Source organism: Bradyrhizobium sp. UFLA05-125, from assembly GCF_059803515.1.
The window spans coordinates 46679-62966 of record NZ_JBANBJ010000049.1; the positions used below are offsets into that span (position 1 = coordinate 46679).

General features: G+C 63.0%; 16 protein-coding genes and 1 pseudogene. 4 read left to right on the forward strand and 13 right to left on the reverse strand.

What is annotated here, in order from left to right:
• Window positions 1-488: 488 nt before the first annotated feature.
• Window positions 489-788 (reverse strand): hypothetical protein, encoded by a 300-nt coding sequence (locus SO156_RS31795; RefSeq protein WP_458146968.1) that lies wholly within the window; start codon window positions 786-788, stop codon window positions 489-491.
• A 168-nt stretch (window positions 789-956) separates the two neighbouring features.
• Window positions 957-1751, reverse strand: a complete 795-nt coding sequence (locus SO156_RS31800) for a hypothetical protein (RefSeq protein ID WP_498537512.1) — start codon at window positions 1749-1751, stop codon at window positions 957-959.
• Between SO156_RS31800 and SO156_RS31805 the strand changes: the two genes are divergently transcribed.
• Window positions 1750-3477: a winged helix-turn-helix domain-containing tetratricopeptide repeat protein gene (locus SO156_RS31805; protein WP_498537513.1), complete on the forward strand. Its 1728-nt coding sequence runs from the start codon at window positions 1750-1752 to the stop codon at window positions 3475-3477. The genes SO156_RS31800 and SO156_RS31805 overlap by 2 nt on opposite strands.
• A 50-nt stretch (window positions 3478-3527) precedes the next feature.
• Here SO156_RS31805 and SO156_RS31810 read toward each other — a convergent pair whose 3' ends face one another.
• From SO156_RS31810 to SO156_RS31835, 6 genes and pseudogenes are all read right to left on the reverse strand, one after another.
• Complete coding sequence (locus SO156_RS31810; RefSeq protein WP_458146970.1) at window positions 3528-4292, reverse strand: hypothetical protein; 765 nt, start codon at window positions 4290-4292, stop codon at window positions 3528-3530.
• Between the two features lie 2 nt (window positions 4293-4294).
• Window positions 4295-4492: a hypothetical protein gene (locus tag SO156_RS31815; protein ID WP_458146971.1), complete on the reverse strand. Its 198-nt coding sequence runs from the start codon at window positions 4490-4492 to the stop codon at window positions 4295-4297.
• Window positions 4493-4496: 4 nt separating this feature from the next.
• Window positions 4497-4925 carry a hypothetical protein gene (locus SO156_RS31820; protein ID WP_458146972.1) on the reverse strand — a complete coding sequence of 143 codons (429 nt, stop codon included), beginning with the start codon at window positions 4923-4925 and terminating at the stop codon, window positions 4497-4499.
• A gap of 48 nt (window positions 4926-4973) precedes the next feature.
• Window positions 4974-8381 carry a CHAT domain-containing protein gene (locus SO156_RS31825; protein ID WP_498537514.1) on the reverse strand — a complete coding sequence of 1136 codons (3408 nt, stop codon included), beginning with the start codon at window positions 8379-8381 and terminating at the stop codon, window positions 4974-4976.
• Window positions 8382-8581: 200 nt separating this feature from the next.
• Window positions 8582-8797 (reverse strand): annotated as a pseudogene (locus SO156_RS31830) (hypothetical protein); the annotation flags it as partial.
• A 12-nt stretch (window positions 8798-8809) separates the two neighbouring features.
• Window positions 8810-9742 (reverse strand): ornithine cyclodeaminase family protein, encoded by a 933-nt coding sequence (locus SO156_RS31835; protein WP_498537515.1) that lies wholly within the window; start codon window positions 9740-9742, stop codon window positions 8810-8812.
• A gap of 282 nt (window positions 9743-10024) precedes the next feature.
• On the opposite strand from SO156_RS31835, the gene SO156_RS31840 reads away from it, so the two are divergent.
• Window positions 10025-10147, forward strand: a complete 123-nt coding sequence (locus SO156_RS31840) for a hypothetical protein (protein WP_498537516.1) — start codon at window positions 10025-10027, stop codon at window positions 10145-10147.
• A 196-nt stretch (window positions 10148-10343) separates the two neighbouring features.
• Window positions 10344-10844, forward strand: coding sequence for a GrpB family protein (locus SO156_RS31845; protein ID WP_498537517.1), 501 nt, complete (start codon window positions 10344-10346; stop codon window positions 10842-10844).
• A 172-nt stretch (window positions 10845-11016) separates the two neighbouring features.
• On the opposite strand, the gene SO156_RS31850 is transcribed toward SO156_RS31845, so the two are convergent.
• Both SO156_RS31850 and SO156_RS31855 read right to left on the reverse strand, forming a co-directional pair.
• A complete protein-coding gene (locus tag SO156_RS31850) occupies window positions 11017-11778 on the reverse strand; it encodes a hypothetical protein (RefSeq protein ID WP_498537518.1) in 762 nt (253 codons plus the stop codon).
• 19 nt (window positions 11779-11797) lie between these two features.
• Window positions 11798-11986 (reverse strand): hypothetical protein, encoded by a 189-nt coding sequence (locus SO156_RS31855; protein ID WP_458146979.1) that lies wholly within the window; start codon window positions 11984-11986, stop codon window positions 11798-11800.
• A 251-nt stretch (window positions 11987-12237) separates the two neighbouring features.
• On the opposite strand from SO156_RS31855, the gene SO156_RS31860 reads away from it, so the two are divergent.
• Window positions 12238-13212: a DUF2336 domain-containing protein gene (locus tag SO156_RS31860; RefSeq protein ID WP_498537522.1), complete on the forward strand. Its 975-nt coding sequence runs from the start codon at window positions 12238-12240 to the stop codon at window positions 13210-13212.
• Window positions 13213-13344: 132 nt separating this feature from the next.
• Here the strand turns inward: SO156_RS31860 and SO156_RS31865 are convergent, their stop codons facing one another.
• The 3 genes from SO156_RS31865 to SO156_RS31875 form a co-directional block, all read right to left on the reverse strand.
• On the reverse strand, window positions 13345-13689 hold the full coding sequence (locus SO156_RS31865; RefSeq protein ID WP_458146980.1) for a DUF1491 family protein: 345 nt from the start codon (window positions 13687-13689) through the stop codon (window positions 13345-13347).
• 59 nt (window positions 13690-13748) lie between these two features.
• Complete coding sequence (locus SO156_RS31870) at window positions 13749-14465, reverse strand: peptidoglycan-binding domain-containing protein (protein WP_498537519.1); 717 nt, start codon at window positions 14463-14465, stop codon at window positions 13749-13751.
• Window positions 14458-16288, reverse strand: a 1831-nt coding sequence (locus SO156_RS31875) for an ATP-binding protein (protein WP_498537520.1), incomplete at its 5' end; no start/stop codon positions are given. The genes SO156_RS31875 and SO156_RS31870, both read right to left, overlap by 8 nt.

Below are 16288 nucleotides of genomic sequence, written 5' to 3' on the forward strand. Positions count from 1 at the left end.
GGCGCCAAGCGAGATGCGGGCATGAATTCAGCGGCGCGCACCGAGTGACTGCGGGCGAATTTGTGCGCCGTCTGTCAGTTTTTATCTGGCTACCAATGTCCGCCTTATACCCAGGAGCGGCCACCACTCCGGTTGAGTATCGGCGGCGTATCGGCAGGTCGACTGAATGGATCCGATCCGCGAAAGGACGCGCGCCGCGAGCGGTTGCGAAACAATTGCGATGATTGCCGTCCGAATGACCGTTTCACGTACTCAAGCGCGGGCAAATCAAGCCAATCGATTCACGAAAACAGTTTGATTCACTCTCATGCTTCATCGCCGCGAACGCACTCGTCTCCGGTCGGCGACGAGCTCACAAGGTTCATGCTCACTTGCCTTGCAACAATGCAAGTTCATTTCATCGACATTGATTCCGAGATGGAAAAAGGCCGCCGGCACTGGTCCGGCGGCCTTCGCCCCGACGTGGGGTTCGCTGGGCGACGCCCCGACTAGAGATCGATGCTGACAGCGATGTTGCGGCCTTGCAGTTCGGCAATCTTCATTCCGTCAGCCTGCACTTGCGCGAACTCAGGGTCCTTTGCCACGGCCTCCTGCACTTTGCCGTAGACTTCCCAATTAGCGTAGCGCGTCGTCACCAGCAGCTCTCCTGCCCAGTGGCCAGTGTGGAAACGGGACAGCCGGAGAAATTCGGCACCGTGTTTTTCGAAGATCTTCTTCGCCTGCCTGACGATCTTGGTCATTTCCTCGGGCTTGTCGGTTTTGAAGCGAGTGAATTGAACGACCGGCATGGGGCTACCTCCATTGTGATGTGAAATATCCAAGAGGCGTGTATCGAGCGACGTTTGAGAACGAGTCTCCAATGCGACCTCGATGAACATTTGTCTTCATCGACTCGTAGTTGGTTCAGGTCTCGCAAGGGGCAACGGCTCTGCCCCTTCGCGGGCGGTCCTGAAAGATCATTGTTGAACCAGTGCCGCAGGTGCCACAGGCAGGATGCGCACGAACACGAACCGAGAGGTCACCGGTATTTCCGCATCCGCGCGACCGTCCTGACCGATGAGGATGAGGCCTGCTCCGCCATTTGCCACGGTCAGGATGATCGCTTCACCTGTCCACGTCCGAATCGGCGCCATTCCAACGATGAGAAACTCGCCGACGGGCTGGTCCAAATATTGAAGTCTGAGCTGCGGGGCAATTTCAGCTGGCGCAAGCTCGAAGCCCAGTTGCTGGGCGCGCGCGTAGATTTGCCGCATCGACACGGTCTCGCCCTGAAAGCCCAGTTCGGCCGCCGACACCGTCAGAAGCTCGACCACCGTCTTCGCGACGCTGACGGTAAAGGCCGGCCGGGCGAGAGCCGCCGCAGCCGAGTCGCCGACGCCGCAACCGATCGCGCTCATGGCGTTGAGAAGAGCGAACGAATCCGAGAACGTACCGATGGTTATCGTCTTCCACACCGCAATGTCCGAAGCCGATGTCACCGGCTTCTGCGGTTTCAGGACAGCGGGAGCCGTCTTGAACGTCAATTGTCTCTGCAACACGTCGCGTGCGGTGCATTGAGCCTTGGCGTCGTTCGTTGGTCCGAGGACAACCGCGGTACAGAGCAACAACAGCGCAGTGCCGTCGCGCCAGCCATTCGAACGACGTGAGCTCGCGATGCTTCGCTGAGAGGTAACGTAGTCGAGGCTACGCCGCCAAGATGCGGTGGTCTGTCGCAACCATGGGGCGCCGATCCGCTCAATCAAGCACCTCATGATGACTTCCCTCGCAACGCGAGATCGGCATGCGGCGCATGCTGTTCTTGTTCGACGTATTCGGAGGATGCCAGCATGTCCTCCGATACACTTTACAAGCAGCTTTCTTTTTTCTTACCGTTACCTTTTAACGCGATCCAAGGTGTTATCGTACCTGGAGGAGCGGCGTTTGTTTTACTCTTTCGCGGACTGCACTCTCAACACGGATCAGCGTGAGCTCCGCCGTAACGGCGACCTCGTTGTCGTCGCGCCGCAAGTCTTCGATCTACTCGAGTACCTGATCTGTAATCGCGAACATGTGGTCAGCAAGGACGACCTCATTGCTGCGATCTGGAAGGGCCGTATCGTTTCGGACTCTGCGCTGACGACCCGCATCAATGGGGTCCGATGCGCTATCGGTGATAGCGGCGAAGAGCAGCGGCTCATCAGGACGCTACCGCGCAAGGGCATCCGCTTCGTCGGGACCGTGCACGAAGAACGAGAGCCAGCGCATCTGATTGCCGGGGCTGCGGAGCGGTCCGAACAGACGCTACCTTATCCGGAGCGGATCTCGATTGCCGTACTGCCCTTCAGCAACATGAGCGGCGATCCCGAGCAGGAATACTTCGCGGACGGAATGGTCGAGGAAATCACGACAGCGCTTTCGCGGTTTCATTGGCTGTTCGTGATCGCTCGCAATTCGAGTTTCGTCTTCAAGGGCAAGGCGATCGATATCAAGGAAGTCGGACGCAGCCTGGGCGTGCGCTATGTCCTCGAGGGGTCCGTGCGCAAGGCGTCGGGGAAAGTTCGCATAGCAGGACAATTGATCGACGCGGCAACTGGCGCACATGTCTGGGCCAATAGCTTTGAGCGAGACCTGAGCGATATTTTCGTGCTTCAGGATGAGATAACGACCGCCGTCGTCGGCGCGATCCTGCCAACATTGCTTCGAACGGAAATTGCGGCGGCGACGCGGCGGCGGCCCGAAAACCTCACCGCCTATGATCTTCAACTCCGAGCCATGGCTCAGTATTCCCGGGCGACCCGCAAGGGTGTGGCCGAGGCGTTAAGGCTGGCCAATCGCGCCCTCGAGCTCGATCCGGGATTCGGCTTTGTCGCGGCGCTGGCGGGCCTCTGTCACATGGTCAAGGTCCTGTGGGGCTTCTCGACTGATCCTCAATCCGACAGGAATGAAGCAGTACGGTTCGTGCAGCTGGCGTCGAGGATCGATGATGGAGATCCGCAAACCTTGGCAACGTCTGCCTTGGTCCTGGCGTTCATGGTCGGCGATTGCGCACGTGGTATTGAGATGGTCGACCGGGCGGTTGTACTCAACCCCAATTCATACTGGGTATGGCTCGACAGAGGCTGGGTCTATCACACTGCGGGGATTCCAGAGGAAGCGGTCCGCAGCTTCGAACATGCAACGCGCATGAGCCCGATCGACCCGATGCTGGACCGGTTATCCGTCGGCATGGGGTTGGCCTTCATCGAGCTCCGTCGCTTTGACGAGGCCATCGCCGCGGGCAAGAAAGCCTTCCGGTTCAACCCCTCGTTTTCGGCGACTTACTGGTGTCTCGCGTCCGCTTTTGCCCATCTCGGACGTGACGCGGAAGCGCATGAGGCTGCGGGGCGTCTGCTCGAGCTTGATCCCGCCTTCACGATATCCACGTGGATGGCCCGGGGCGGACAAACAAACGCAAAGCTGGCGCTCGAAGGTCTCCGCAAGGCGGGGCTGCCCGAGTAAATGGCGCTTCGGGCTGTGCCGCGCCTGGCGCAATGATGCCGCCGGCCGCCCTACCCGAGGATGCCCTTCAATCCGGCATAGATCGAGCCGACCGCGGTGGCGGCGACGCCGACGAGGGGGCCGACGGTCTGCATGAGGTCCTGGATCAGGCGCGCCCTGCGGCGCAGTTGCTCCTCGCCGACGTGCTGGCCGAGAAGACGCGCTATCCTGAAGGCGAAAGCGTTGGGCTTGCCGCCTTGCGTCAGCACCCGCGGCAACACCTGGAAGATCACGACGCCCAGGATATTGCCGGACAGGAAGGCGAGCAGGATGCTCGCGCCATATTCGAAGACCTCGCGCCACTCGACCCACACTTCGGGAAGGATCGGTACGCGGTCGTGAATGCCCGTCACCGTCAGCATCAACTGGATGCTGAGGGCCGCGCACAGCACCCCCAGCACCAGCGCGCCGATCAGGGAGACCCGGTGCAGCGGATAGGCGACGAGGCCGAACAGCAGAGGTATGACGATCGACGCCAGCCGAAGCGGCAGCGGCGAGATGTTGAAGGTGATGGTGACGAGGACGTGCGCGGTGACGAGCAGCAGCGCGGGAATCACGACATAGAGAACCGCGTGGGTCGCAAAGTACCGCAGGGGGTTGTTGTAGCGCTCGAGCCTGGCACCGACCCGGTCGAGATCGCGCCTGAGCCGGTCGAGATCAGCGACGATCTCATCGATCTCGGCGAGCATCGGGCGCACGACGCGCAAGTCGCGCGAGCAGTGCTTGCACGCGATCGCTTCATCCTTGATGGTCTCGGCGCAGAACGGGCACTCCATCGTCAGCGCGACTTCCTGCGGGTCATGATCGCCTCGATCTCGGCTCTGGCGCGTCGCAACTCGTCACGAAGCAGCTCCCGCTTGCGCAACAGATCGTCGCGTTCGGCGATCAGCGTGGCGGGAATGGCGATATCGCGCGCACAGGAGGCGCAGACCAGCGCAACCTCGACATTGTCCGACTGGCAATAGGGACACTTCATCGCTTCATTTCGGCGCGACTTTCAGGGTGAAGCTGGCGGTGCCGGGGCGGCCGTCGCTGTCCTTGATGTCGACCCGCACGATATACTCGCCCGGCGGCAACTCGGCGTCCTGCATGTTGATGCCGTCGGCCTGGATGAACGGCTTGACCCGCGCGGTCAGGTCGACATTGGGCGAGCGCAGGAAGATCACCTTGACCGAGTCGGGGTCGATCTTCGCGCCGCCAAACGACTCGAACTTGAGTTGCAACCGCAGCGGCGAGCTGGCGGCATCGCTGGGCGAAACCACTTCAACCTTCGGGCCGCGCAAGATGCCGCGCCGATCGGTCGCGATGGCGCCCCTTGGCGGCGGCAGCTTGGCTTCGTCTTCCGTGATCAACTGCGTCGCCTGCGCGACCCCCGAACTCAAGAGGCCAGCCGCGACAAGCCCGAGCAACGTCTTCCGCATCATCCTCATTCAATCCTTCCCACGCACCACTTCCCGCTAGCGCACCCCGCCGTCGCCGATGATCGAGTACGGCGCCCAGAACAGCGGATGCGCGTAGGCGAATTCGGTCTTGCCCTCGCCGTTAAGATAGCCCGGGCCGTCGACGAGAGCCATCATCGCCTGGCGCAGCGCCTCGCTTCGTCCGATCTTCGGATCGTCCGCCTGTCGCTTGAACAGGTCCGTCACCAGTTGCCGCGCCGATTGCGAATGCACCGACCAGTTCGTGACTAGAAGCGCGCGCGTTCCGGCGTAGAAAAAGGCGCGGCCAAGCCCCGAGGCCGCCTCGGCACCGGCCCCTGCTCCGGCGCCGGTGTTGCACGCCGACAGGATGACCCAGTCCGCATCGAGCTTGAGGCCGAGAATCTCTTCCATGGTCAAGAGGCCATCCCCCTCCTCGCCCGTCACCGCCGGAGAGGACAGTGCGAGTGCCGGCTGGGTCAGACCGTTGAGCTCGCCCGGCACGAGGCCATGGGTCGCGAAGGCGAGGATCTTGAAGCCGGAGAGATTCATGGTCTTGACCGCGCTCTCCGTTGCCTTGCTGCCGAGGAACAAGACCTTCGACGGGTCGGCCTGCAAGGCGATCGCGATCGACTTCAACTCGTCCGCTGTGTCGGGCAGCCGGGGCAGCAGCGCGAGCTCGGCGCTGTCGACGCCATCGAGCTTCGGACTGTTGCGCCGCTTCAAAGGCATGCCGCGCGTCACGTTGCCGCCGTTATCCGCAACCTGGACCTTGGCATCGGTAGCTTCGGCCTCGGCCTGCTGATCCCTGTTGAAATAGGGATCGCCGAACGCCACCAGCTCGCTGCGTCCAGGCTTGCCAGGCGGCAACTGTCGCAGCGTCCGCAAGGCAGCCGCCGACGGCACCGTGGTCACCGCGTGGGTGCGCGCAAGCCAAGGCACGTTGCGATAGCTGACGAACAGCGGGTCGTCATCCTGCGTCACCTCCGCCGGCGCCGTCGGCAGCAATGAAAGCGGCAGCAGGCCGAGCGCACCGTTCGTGACGACGATCAGGTTCTTCGCCGGCTTCCAGCCGCCTTCAACCGGCTTCAGCAGGAGCTCGTAAAGCTCATAGGCGAGCTTGAGGTCGAACGGAGGAATGTCCGAGATCATCGCCGCCTGCGGCTCGAGCGTCTCGCGCAGCTTGCGGATCTTGCTCTCGATGTCGCCGATCCTGGCGTTGACCGCCGCGAAGGCCACCGGACCCGACTTGGGGACTGCCCAGACGAAGCTGCCGTTCTGGCCGAAATAGAACGACAGCATCGCCTCGTTGTCGGCCAGCGTCGCGCGGATTTCGGCGACGCTCGGCGGCTTCGGGGAGACCAGATCGGCGTAAGATGGAAACTTCTGCTTGATCTCCTGCCGCGCCTTGTCGCGCTCGCCGCGCAACGCCGCGATCGAGGCCTGGATTTGCTGAACTCCCTTCTCGTCGCGATCGGTCGAGGGAATGGCGAGCACGTTGTTGAGCGTGCCAAGTTGCGCATTGACCTGCTTGGTCAGGTCCTGCTCCTTGCGCACGAGATCGGCGAGCGCCGGATCTTTCGCCGCCGCGCGGGCGCTGGAAGCTGCCAGCGCCTGCTGGACCGAGCGACCGCGGATCGCATCGGCAAGGGCAAAGGTCTCTTCGCCGACCTCGTTGCTCATCCCCTCGGCGCGTGCGAGCAGGAGGAAATAATTTTCGACGGTCCCTTGCAGCCGCTGGCTGCGCGCGGCAACGACAGTCGTGTTCTCGTCGTCGGCGTTCTCCCGCGCATTCGCCATCATGATCGGAATCGCGGCCTTGAACTCGCGGATCGCCTCGGCATCGCGGCGCGCCCTCATCAAGCCGATCGCCAGCGTTCCACGCGCCGAGGCGGCGTCGAAATGGTCCTCGCCGACCCGGCCCACCTGTTTCTTCACCAATTGCTCGGCCGCGGCGATGCCGGCATCAATCTGGCCGGCGGCATAGAGCGACAGGATGCGCGACGGATTGAGCTCGAACACCTGGCGGCGCTGCGGATCCCAGTTGGCGACCGCCTTGTCGATCCTCGCATACATCTCGTTGGCTTCAGGCGTCTTGCGCCGCAGCGTCAGCATGCCGGCAAGCTGCGAGAGCAACTGCACGGTGGCTTGGGACTCCTCGGGCACGCCGACCGTCGTGTTGATCTCGATGGCGACGCGGCCGAGTTGCTCGGCCTCCTCGTAGCGGCCTTCCTCGACCAGGATGCCAGCGAGGCCCATCACATAGCGAGGCGTGACCGGATTGTATTTGCCGGTGTCCTTCAGCCGGGACAGGAGCGCCCGGCGCGCGTCGACCTCGGCTTCAGCCAGTCTGCCCTGCCTCGCCTTCATGCGCGCCTGATTCAGCACCATGCTGTCGACGACTTGCAGCAGGAGCGTCTCTGCAGGCGGGTTGTCCGACTCCAGTACTGCCTTGTTACCGGCTTTCTTGCGCACCTCCGCCGCACGATATGCGGCCTCGGCTTCGGCAAACTGCCCCCGTGCCTCGAAGATCAACCCGCGGGTCATCTCGATTTCGCCCTCCCAGGTCTGGCCGAACTTTGCATAGGACGTTCGCCAGCCAGGAAGCCCACTGGTGCGCGGTTCCTGAATCGCAGTCAGGCTGCGACGCAAATAGGCTTCGGCCTGCGCGACATCGCCCATCTGGAGGAGAATGGACACGACCGAACGGTTTGCGTTGAACTGATATCCTTTGGCGCCCGGCACATTGATCGTCTCGTGCAACAGTCTTTGCATGATCTCCAGCGCGCGCTTGGGATCGCCTGCGAGGGCGTATTGCAGCGACTGCAACTGCAACAATCGCCCCATCATCCCCGGGCTAACGGCCCCGCGGCCCACTTCCACGGCCTTGTTGGCATCGGCAGTGGATTCGGCGAGACGCCCGAGCTGGGAGCGGGCATTGGCGCGGTCGAAATAGAACTGGGCGATATCTTCGCGGGACTCTTTGCCCGTGGGCGTCGAATCCGCGTCCGCCTTCAGCTCCGCGATCAGCTTTTCGTCCGGCTTTTCGCTATCGAGGATTGCGGTGATGTCGGCAATCGTACGAGGCGGCGCCACAAAGCCTTTGGGCAGTGTCGTCCCGGGCGCCAGCTTGGGCGCCTCTTCCTTCGGCGCCGCGACCGCGACATTGGCGCGGCCATTCGCGGCATTGAGGGCGGCGAGCACGCAAGCATGGACCTGCGGTTTAGCCTTGGCGCGACAAGCTTCGAGATTGGCTCCGCCCGCGGGCCCACCACCCGCACGCATGCATGCCTGCACGATCGGCTTGCCGACCGTCATCCGGCAGTTCTCGACCGCCGCTTCCTGGGTGAGAGCGTAGGTCGCTCCCGTTGACGCCAGGAGGAGAGCGGCTGGAAGCAAACGGCGAACGCCGTGAGACAATGCGCGAATGAAATAGCTTTCGAACATGGCCGGAGCCCCTGATCGCATGTTGAAAGGATTGATCAAAAATCAAGGCATGTAACGCACCCAATCTATCGATATCGGCGCTCGCGGGACAAGCACAAATCTATCCGACGAAGGTTCGAGAAGATCCTGGTCACGGCCGCTGCGCCGCACAGCCACTCGCCGCCCTCCAGACGGAACTGACAGGGGGTTACCCCTAAAGGTCAGCCGCGGACGGCCACCGCCCGGCCGTAAGGCGGCTCGGCAGCGACCGGCGAGTTGGTGGCCCGCGCGGCGAGCTTGCCGATCAGGCGGTCGGCATTCGCCGCCATGCCGTCGGGCGCCTGGATCACCTGCCGCTCCAGCGCCCAGCGATAGGACGAGACGGGCTGCTCCAGGCGTTGCTGCACCCACTGGACGATCAGCGGGTCCTCCTGCACAGGGCCGTGCTTCTACCAGGGGCTCTCGGTCACATCCTCTCGCGCTGAGCTACCCTCAATCGCATCATAGACGATCCGCGCAGTAGCGATATCCTCGACGGCGAGTCCCACCGACTTGAAGATGGTCGTCTCTGACCGCTGCAATTTCTTCGAGCCGGCAAAGAGCTCCCCTGCCTCTGCGAAGATAGCGGCTTTAGACAGAATTACGTCGCCGGATTCCTTGAGGGCGGCTTCGCGGGAATCCACAACCAGCGTATTATGCATGGCTGCATCGTCGAGTTCTCGCCAGGTTGGCCGCGGAGAACCGACCGCGTTCACGTGTGCACCTTGCTTCAGCCACTCGCCCTTCAAGAAGGGTTCTACAGCGTTTGTTGCGGTCACCAGGACATCCGCACCTCGCACAGCCGATTCGAGGTCCATCGCTACTGCATTATGCAGTTCGGCAAAGCGCCGCGCATGATCCATCGTGTGGCTCCATACTCTCACTTCTTCAAAATGACCTACGTGCCGTAGAGCGTGCAGATGCGCGTGCGCCTGCACTCCGCTTCCGAGCAGCGTCAGAACCTTACTGCCATCGGGAGCCAGATATTTTGTCACCGCTGCCGAGACAGCCGCTGTTCGCATTTCGGTAATGAGCCGCCCATCCAAAAACGCCAGTGGCTTCCCTGTTTCTGGTTCAAACAACATGATCACGGCCAGATGTGTCGGCACGTTCGTACCAGCGTTCTTCGGAAAGAAGCAGACTAACTTGGCGCCCATCCCAACTTCCGCCACGGCGGGCATGATGCCCAGGAAGCGTTTCCCTTCCTCGATCGTGAGCATGTTGCGCACTGGCTGAATGACGCGCCCGCCTGAAAAGGCTGACAGCGCCTCTTCCATTGCGGGTATGAGTTGTTCGTATTTCAAAACCCTGGCGATTGCTGCTTCGGTTAGGGTAAGCACCATCGGAACCTCCCCTGGCTGATCCACTCAAGGCAAAAGGTATTCTCAGGATTCTATGGTTGATCCTAGCACCAAGCGAGTTAGGACAACGTCCGAATCCATACATGAGCGAAGTGGCATATGCCTCGTCGAGGTCCGCTTAGCGAGGCACAGCGGACGAGATTTGCTCTCGTGAGTTCTTCGCATTCTGACCCATAGGCGACATTTTGCGATGGCAGTCCGAAATGCGCGTAGAGCTTCCGATACGCTCCGGAACTTTCCTAACTTCATTTTGGCGGCTCGATCGTGAGGACGTCTAAAGCCCATGACGCTGCGGACGAGCGGCGCTATCCCGACCACGGTCACGCTCCGCGCATGTTCGATGAAAAGGACAACCAGACCCAGGACGTGCGCCCGATCGGCGAATAGCAGTCTAACAGAAATGCCAGAGGCCATGTCCGGAGTTGGCCCAGAGCGTCGATTTTGGCACGTCCGCTTTTCCGCCGTTTCTAAGAGTAAACAAGACATAGCTCGGACTGGCCACGACTTCCGTGTCCTGACCCGAAGCGGAAAGCCGCTAACTCTTATCCTTTCTCCGGGTCCATATCTCGGCTAACGTTTGCGCATGCTGCTCACGAGCCCGATAAGGCCTTACGATCCCAGGTGGCCGCAAGAATATGCAAACGAGGAGGCGCGCCTGCGGCCTATCTTCGGGCCAGCTTTGGTGGAGATCCATCACGTTGGGAGCACCGCCGTGCCCGAACTAGCTGCGAAAGGCGAAATCGACATACTTGCGGTGATCAATCTCACCGATGCGGTCGAAGATTGGACCCGATCGTTTGAAGAGATGGGCTATCGACGCGGAGGCGATCTGTCCCAGGGCCATCATTTCTTCAAACGCGATGTTGCCGGTATCCGGACACACAAGCTTCATATCTGCCGGGAAGGTCACGCGCAAATCGCGAGAATGCTGCGATTTCGAGACCATTTGCGACAGCACCCAGCGGATCGGATGAGGTACCAAGAACTCAAGCTTAAGCTGGAACGTGAGAATACCAGCGGCATTCAACAGTATCTCGCCGCCAAAGAGCCGTTCATCCGCGCGATTCTCGCTGGCCTAAATTGAGCTGTGGTCGGCCGACTCGAAGCGAATTTCTGAGGCGCAAGCGCTCTCGAGCACGCCATGTCTCCTCGTGGCCTTTCCGTGCCCCCCGGCGAGGTCTGCTATCGTGCCGCTATTGGCGGATCAGCACACATCAGGCGTGACCCGGGCCCCCTGATCACGGTGCACGACCTGCTCAGCCGCGCACGGCGACTGCGCGGCCGTAAGGCGGCTGGGCCGCGACCGGCGGATTGGCGGTCTGCGCAGCGAGCTCGCCAATCAGGCGGTCGGCATCCGCCGCCATGCCATCGGGCGCCTGAATCACCAGCCGTTCCAGCGCCCAGCGATAGGACGAGACGCGCTGCTCCAGGCATTGCTGCACCCACTGGACGATCAGCGAGTTCTCCTGCATGCGCGCGACCGCATCCGCCTTCTCTCTCGGCGACAGCTCGGAGACGCGCGCCATGCTGGCATCGCGCTTCTTGTCGAGATCGATGACGCGGATCGCACTGGCGAAGAACGGCTCGAACCGCGTGATGTCGTTGCGCACGTCCTCAATGAGCTGCGCATAGCGCGAGGAATGCGAGCGGTGTGGCTCGTCAATCAGGGTGCGGCCGTACATGGTGCGGTCGAACACCACCTTCTGCTGCCAGGGCGACGGCAACGCCTTGTAGTCGCCGAACACGCTCTTCCAGGCGGGACGCGACAGCGGCGGCTCGATCATGGGATAGGCGAGGTCGCGAAGCTGGCGCTCGTCGTCGGTGAGCTGGAATTGCGAAGCCCTGAGACCAAGGCTGCCCGTCACCTCAAGACCCAGCCAGCGGTGCATGTCGTCGCTGCGCATGTCCTCGCGGGTGCGACCGAAATCGCCGCCGCTACAGGCACCGAGCGTCGCGCCGGTCAGCGCGAGCAACAGGGCCGATGCGAAACACCGGATCTTGTGATGTGGGTCCGGCATTTGCACGAAGGCCGGACTTTTAGCGACGCCTGCGGCGGCGTCCCGGCGCGGTGCCCTCTGCCGGTCCACGACCGCCGCTGGTCTCGTCCGATTCACGCTCGATGCGGATCACGGGAAGGATCAACACCCTCCCCGTCTCTGCGAGCGGAGCGACATCCCCCGATGAGTCCAGCCGGCGACCGGCCGGAAATTCAATGATGGTCCCCATGTCAGCTCTCTTCTATTGCCGCGCGACCGAACGGTCCTCACAACATGGGTGCCATTAAGATCAGCACATGGTTAACGGGGTGTAAACGCGCCAGCCGGACCGTAACCTCACGGGTCAGACGCGCCGTCCCGTTGCGGCACGACAACAGCTGAAACCGCAGCACCGGCTTCACGCCTCGTTTTCCTTAACGAGCCTTTAAAACAACCCGCGATAGGCTGATGCAGACGATTTTCCCGAGTTGCGTACGCCTCATGACCAAGCCGCTATTTCCAGCATTCGACGGGCTCATTACCCTGTCCCGTCGCGAAGGCGTCGATATTCGACCCACGCTTTTGCGCGTGCTGACCGATCTTTACGTGCAGGCGAAGAGCCATAGCGGCGACGAGGAGCGGCAATTCGTCGAGCTCGCCTCGCGGCTGATCGAGCAGGTCGACGATGCGACGCGCGCAGCAGTGAAGGCTCGTCTTGCGATCTATCCTGCAACCCCTGCGCCGATCATGCAGAGGCTGGGGCTGCTGCCCACGGATGAGGGTCGCCGGATTCCGCTGGCGCGCGAGATCCCCGCTCCGCCCGAAGCGGCCGCGCCGGCTCGCACGCCGACCGATGCGGAACTGCGCATGTCCGCGAACATGGCGATGCAGCCAAAGGATGCCGCCGAGATCCACGACATGTTCTTCCGTGCGACGGCCTCGGAGCGCGCGCTGATCCTGCACAATCTCGCCCAGACTCCCCTGAAGGCCGCGCCTCGCATTCCGACCGCCCGCGCCACGCGCGCGATCCAGACGCTGGAGTGGGCGGCCTATGCCGAGGACACCGAGAGTTTCACGCTGGAGCTCGGCGAGAGCCTGATCCTGCCCTCGCGCGTGGCCTCGCAGATCGTGGATGATGCCGGTGGGGAAGCGCTTGCGGTTGCCGCGCGCGCGCTCGACATGCCGAGTCCCAACTTCCAGCGCATCCTCCTGTTCTTCAAGCCGGAGATCGGAATGTCCGTGAACACCGTCTACCGGCTGTCGCGGCTCTATGACCGGCTCAGCGATCGCTCGGCGCTGGTGATGCTCGCCGCCTGGCGCGGCTCGACGCTCGCCTTGACGCGCGCAAAATATCAGTCGTCGCTCTACGACGGCGAACGCCAGCGCGCGCGTAGCGGCGCGAGCCAGCCGCGGCCTTTGGTGCAGCCCGGCGCGATCCCGCCGATGCGGACAGGCACCGGCGGGTCGGAGCGCTAGAGCATAGTCCGGAAAAGTGTGCAGCGGTTTTCCCTCGCGACAAACGCGGAACGCGTTTGCGCGGAGATCATGCTCAAACAACAACCTAAAGCGCGATGACGATTCATCCCAATCACATCGCGCTTTAGATCCTCAGGCGCGCGCCAACTCCAGAAAATGCCGCCCGGCGCGGTCCTCGGTCTCCACGATCCAGGCGTCGGGGTCGAAACGGATTTCCTTGGTGAGCCGCTCTTCGACCGCAGGCTCCGGCAAAGGCTGCGGCGCCATCGGCACGAAGAAGCGGTCGACCGGCCGGCCGTCGTCATAGACGGTCTGCGGCGCGGGCACGTACAGCATCGCGTTTCCGTCAAGCAGCGACACCTTGACGAAGACGGCCCCCGCCTCCTCGGCGCCGCGCCGGCGCACCGCGCCGAACACGCCTTCAGTCTGGCAGCGGCGCAAGTAGGCCGCCACCCATATGTTCGATTTCAATCGCATGGACAAGACGATAGGCCAGCCGCGGAGACCACACCAGTGTCCGCGCCAAGCAATGGCGATTATTCGACTGGATGTCCGATCACGGCCGCAAGCTCACGCAACAGGCGGTCGGAGACCTGACCGGTCACCGGCATCTTGTGCTCGCGCTCGAACTTCTGGATCGCGGCCTGGGTTTCGCCGGAAATCGACCCGGTCACCTTCAATTGCCCGTACCCATATTCGGAGAGCGCGCGCTGCACGGCGGCGACGCGACGCATGGCGGGGCTTTGCTGCGCCGGGATCGGCGCCGGCGGGCGCGCGACAACGACCGACTGCGACGGAGGCGTTGTCGCCGTGGCCTTGACGAGATTGGTCAGGGGATCGGCGGATCTGGAGGTCGAGGCCGTTGCCTCGGCAGCCTTCTCGGGCGCCGGCAGCTTCTCCGCCGCCTTGGGCTCAGCGATGCGGAACTCCATCGGCTTCGGCTCGAGCGGCAGTGAATCGGCCCCGAGCGGGCGCGGCCGCGGCAGCGGGCTCGACAACGCAGTGGCCGATGGCGCCGGCAGATTGATCACGGTGCCGAACATCGGCGCCGGATGGCGGCCGGTTTGCAGGAACAGCGCGTTGGCGACGATGGCGCTGACCGCGGCGAAGGCAACGAGACCGGCGAGGGTATCCTTGGGGCTGTGCAGCAGGATCCGCATCGCGAGATTGCGCTCGGTCTCGACGTCGACGACCGCCGCCTTGGCGCCACGGCGGCGCGGAGCATCCCCATCCCTTGCAGATTTTCTAGGCACTTTTCTTCACCAAAGCCGGTTGGTCCTGAACATCATGGCGCGGCGGCGGCATCAGCGTCGCGATCTTGCTTTCGCTCAGCCGTCCTTGTGGCGGCGTGCAGACGAGTGGCAGCTTGATGGTGACCGCCGTCCCCTCGCCGAACTTGCTTTGTATCGTCAACTCGCCGAGATGCAAGGCGACGAGGCTCTTCACGATCGACAATCCGAGACCCGTGCCTTCGTGACGACGCTGATAGGTCTTGCCGGCCTGGAAGAACGGCGCGCCAATCCGTTTCAGGTCGTCGGGCGCGATGCCGACGCCGGTGTCGCTGATGCGAAGGAACAGGTGCGATGGCGAAACCGTGGCGGCGACGGTGACCTGCCCTCCACGCTCGGTGAACTTGATTGCGTTCGAGACGAGGTTGAGCACGATCTGCTTGAAGGCGCGCGGATCGCCGGTCATCACCGGCAAATCCTGCGGCGCATCGGTGATGAGATCGATGCCGTTCTCGCGCGCCTTCAGCGCGAGCAGATTGCAGCAATGCAACAGCGCGGCGCGCGGCCCGAACGGTTCCGGCGAAATCTCGAACTTGCCGGATTCCATCTTCGACATGTCGAGGATGCCGTTGACGACCGACAGCAGGTGCTGACCGGAAGCGTTGATGAGCTCTGCGTATTCCTTGCGCTGGGCCACACCGAGCATCAGGGTCTGCTCCTGCGCGATCATCTCGGAGAAGCCGATGATGGCGTTGAGCGGCGTGCGCAACTCGTGGCTCATGGTGGCGAGGAAGCGTGTCTTGGCAGCATCGGCCGCTTCCGCGGCGCTGCGGGCCTGATCGAGCGCCTGCTCCTGCATCTTGCGATCGGTGATGTCGCGCATCACGGCGACGACCTCGGGCTCGCGCGTCAGGTCGCGGCCCAAATCCCGCTCAACCAAATCCTTGTCAACCAGGTCCTGGTCGAGCGGCCGGCAGCGCATCTCGACCCAGATGAAATCGACCTGGCCGCGCTCACTGCCGCCGATCTCCCGCCGCAGCCGGAACTCGACGCTGCGCACGTCGCCGCGCGCGGCGTCCGACAGCGCGGTGAGATAGGCCGGACGGTCGGCGACGTGAACGCGGTCGAACAGGCCGTGACCAGTGAGCTGGGCGACCGGCAGGCCGAGCATGGCCTCGACAGCCGGCGAGATGAACTGGACTGCGCCGTTGCGCCGATGGCGCGAGATGACGTCGCTCATGTTGCGCGCCAGCAGGCGATAGCGCTCCTCTTCGCGCGACAACAGCGCAACGCTGGTGCGCGCCAGCGATTCAGCGCCGAAAGCAAGACCCGTCGCATAAAGCGTCGCGGACGCAACGCCGAACGCGGTGAACATGCCGCGTTCGGCCGCATTGGCCTGGTCGAGCGGCAACCAGTCGAGATGACCGAACAGGATCAGGAGCGCCACGCAGGACAGCGCCAGCACCGAAGCAAAGGCCGCGACACGGCGCGAGGCCGACAGCGCAGCCTCCAAGGGAACGACGACCAGCCAGACTGCGGCAAACGATTCGATGCCGCCCGTGGTCACCGCCACGGCCATGATCAGCCCGGCGAGCGCCAGCGACGACAGCACATGGGCACCTTCATAGCGGCCGGTGCGCGAAAGGAACCACGACAGAAGAATCGGCGCGATCAGCCAGGCGAAGGCCGCGACCTCGATCGCGCTGGGTGCGCCGCGCATGGCAAGATAAATCGGGAATGCGGCAAAGGCGGCGAGACTGCCGAGGAGCCTGGGGGCCATGAAAGCCCGATGGCGTGCCCGCGTCAGCGCGTCATAACGCGCCGAGGGATGTAGCAGCGCATCGAGA

Excerpts from the sequence above, each read along its gene's own strand:
- SO156_RS31825 (WP_498537514.1), bottom strand. The coding sequence starts at position 8,381 with ATGTTCGAAAGCTATTTCATTCGCGCATTGTCTCACGGCGTTCGCCGT.
- SO156_RS31865 (WP_458146980.1), bottom strand. The coding sequence starts at position 13,689 with ATGCGATTGAAATCGAACATATGGGTGGCGGCCTACTTGCGCCGCTGC.
- SO156_RS31835 (WP_498537515.1), bottom strand. The coding sequence starts at position 9,742 with ATGGTGCTTACCCTAACCGAAGCAGCAATCGCCAGGGTTTTGAAATAC.
- SO156_RS31845 (WP_498537517.1), top strand. The coding sequence starts at position 10,344 with ATGCTGCTCACGAGCCCGATAAGGCCTTACGATCCCAGGTGGCCGCAA.
- SO156_RS31850 (WP_498537518.1), bottom strand. The coding sequence starts at position 11,778 with ATGCCGGACCCACATCACAAGATCCGGTGTTTCGCATCGGCCCTGTTG.
- SO156_RS31800 (WP_498537512.1), bottom strand. The coding sequence starts at position 1,751 with ATGAGGTGCTTGATTGAGCGGATCGGCGCCCCATGGTTGCGACAGACC.
- SO156_RS31860 (WP_498537522.1), top strand. The coding sequence starts at position 12,238 with ATGACCAAGCCGCTATTTCCAGCATTCGACGGGCTCATTACCCTGTCC.
- SO156_RS31815 (WP_458146971.1), bottom strand. The coding sequence starts at position 4,492 with ATGAAGTGTCCCTATTGCCAGTCGGACAATGTCGAGGTTGCGCTGGTC.
- SO156_RS31810 (WP_458146970.1), bottom strand. The coding sequence starts at position 4,292 with ATGGAGTGCCCGTTCTGCGCCGAGACCATCAAGGATGAAGCGATCGCG.
- SO156_RS31805 (WP_498537513.1), top strand. The coding sequence starts at position 1,750 with ATGATGACTTCCCTCGCAACGCGAGATCGGCATGCGGCGCATGCTGTT.
- SO156_RS31795 (WP_458146968.1), bottom strand. The coding sequence starts at position 788 with ATGCCGGTCGTTCAATTCACTCGCTTCAAAACCGACAAGCCCGAGGAA.
- SO156_RS31855 (WP_458146979.1), bottom strand. The coding sequence starts at position 11,986 with ATGGGGACCATCATTGAATTTCCGGCCGGTCGCCGGCTGGACTCATCG.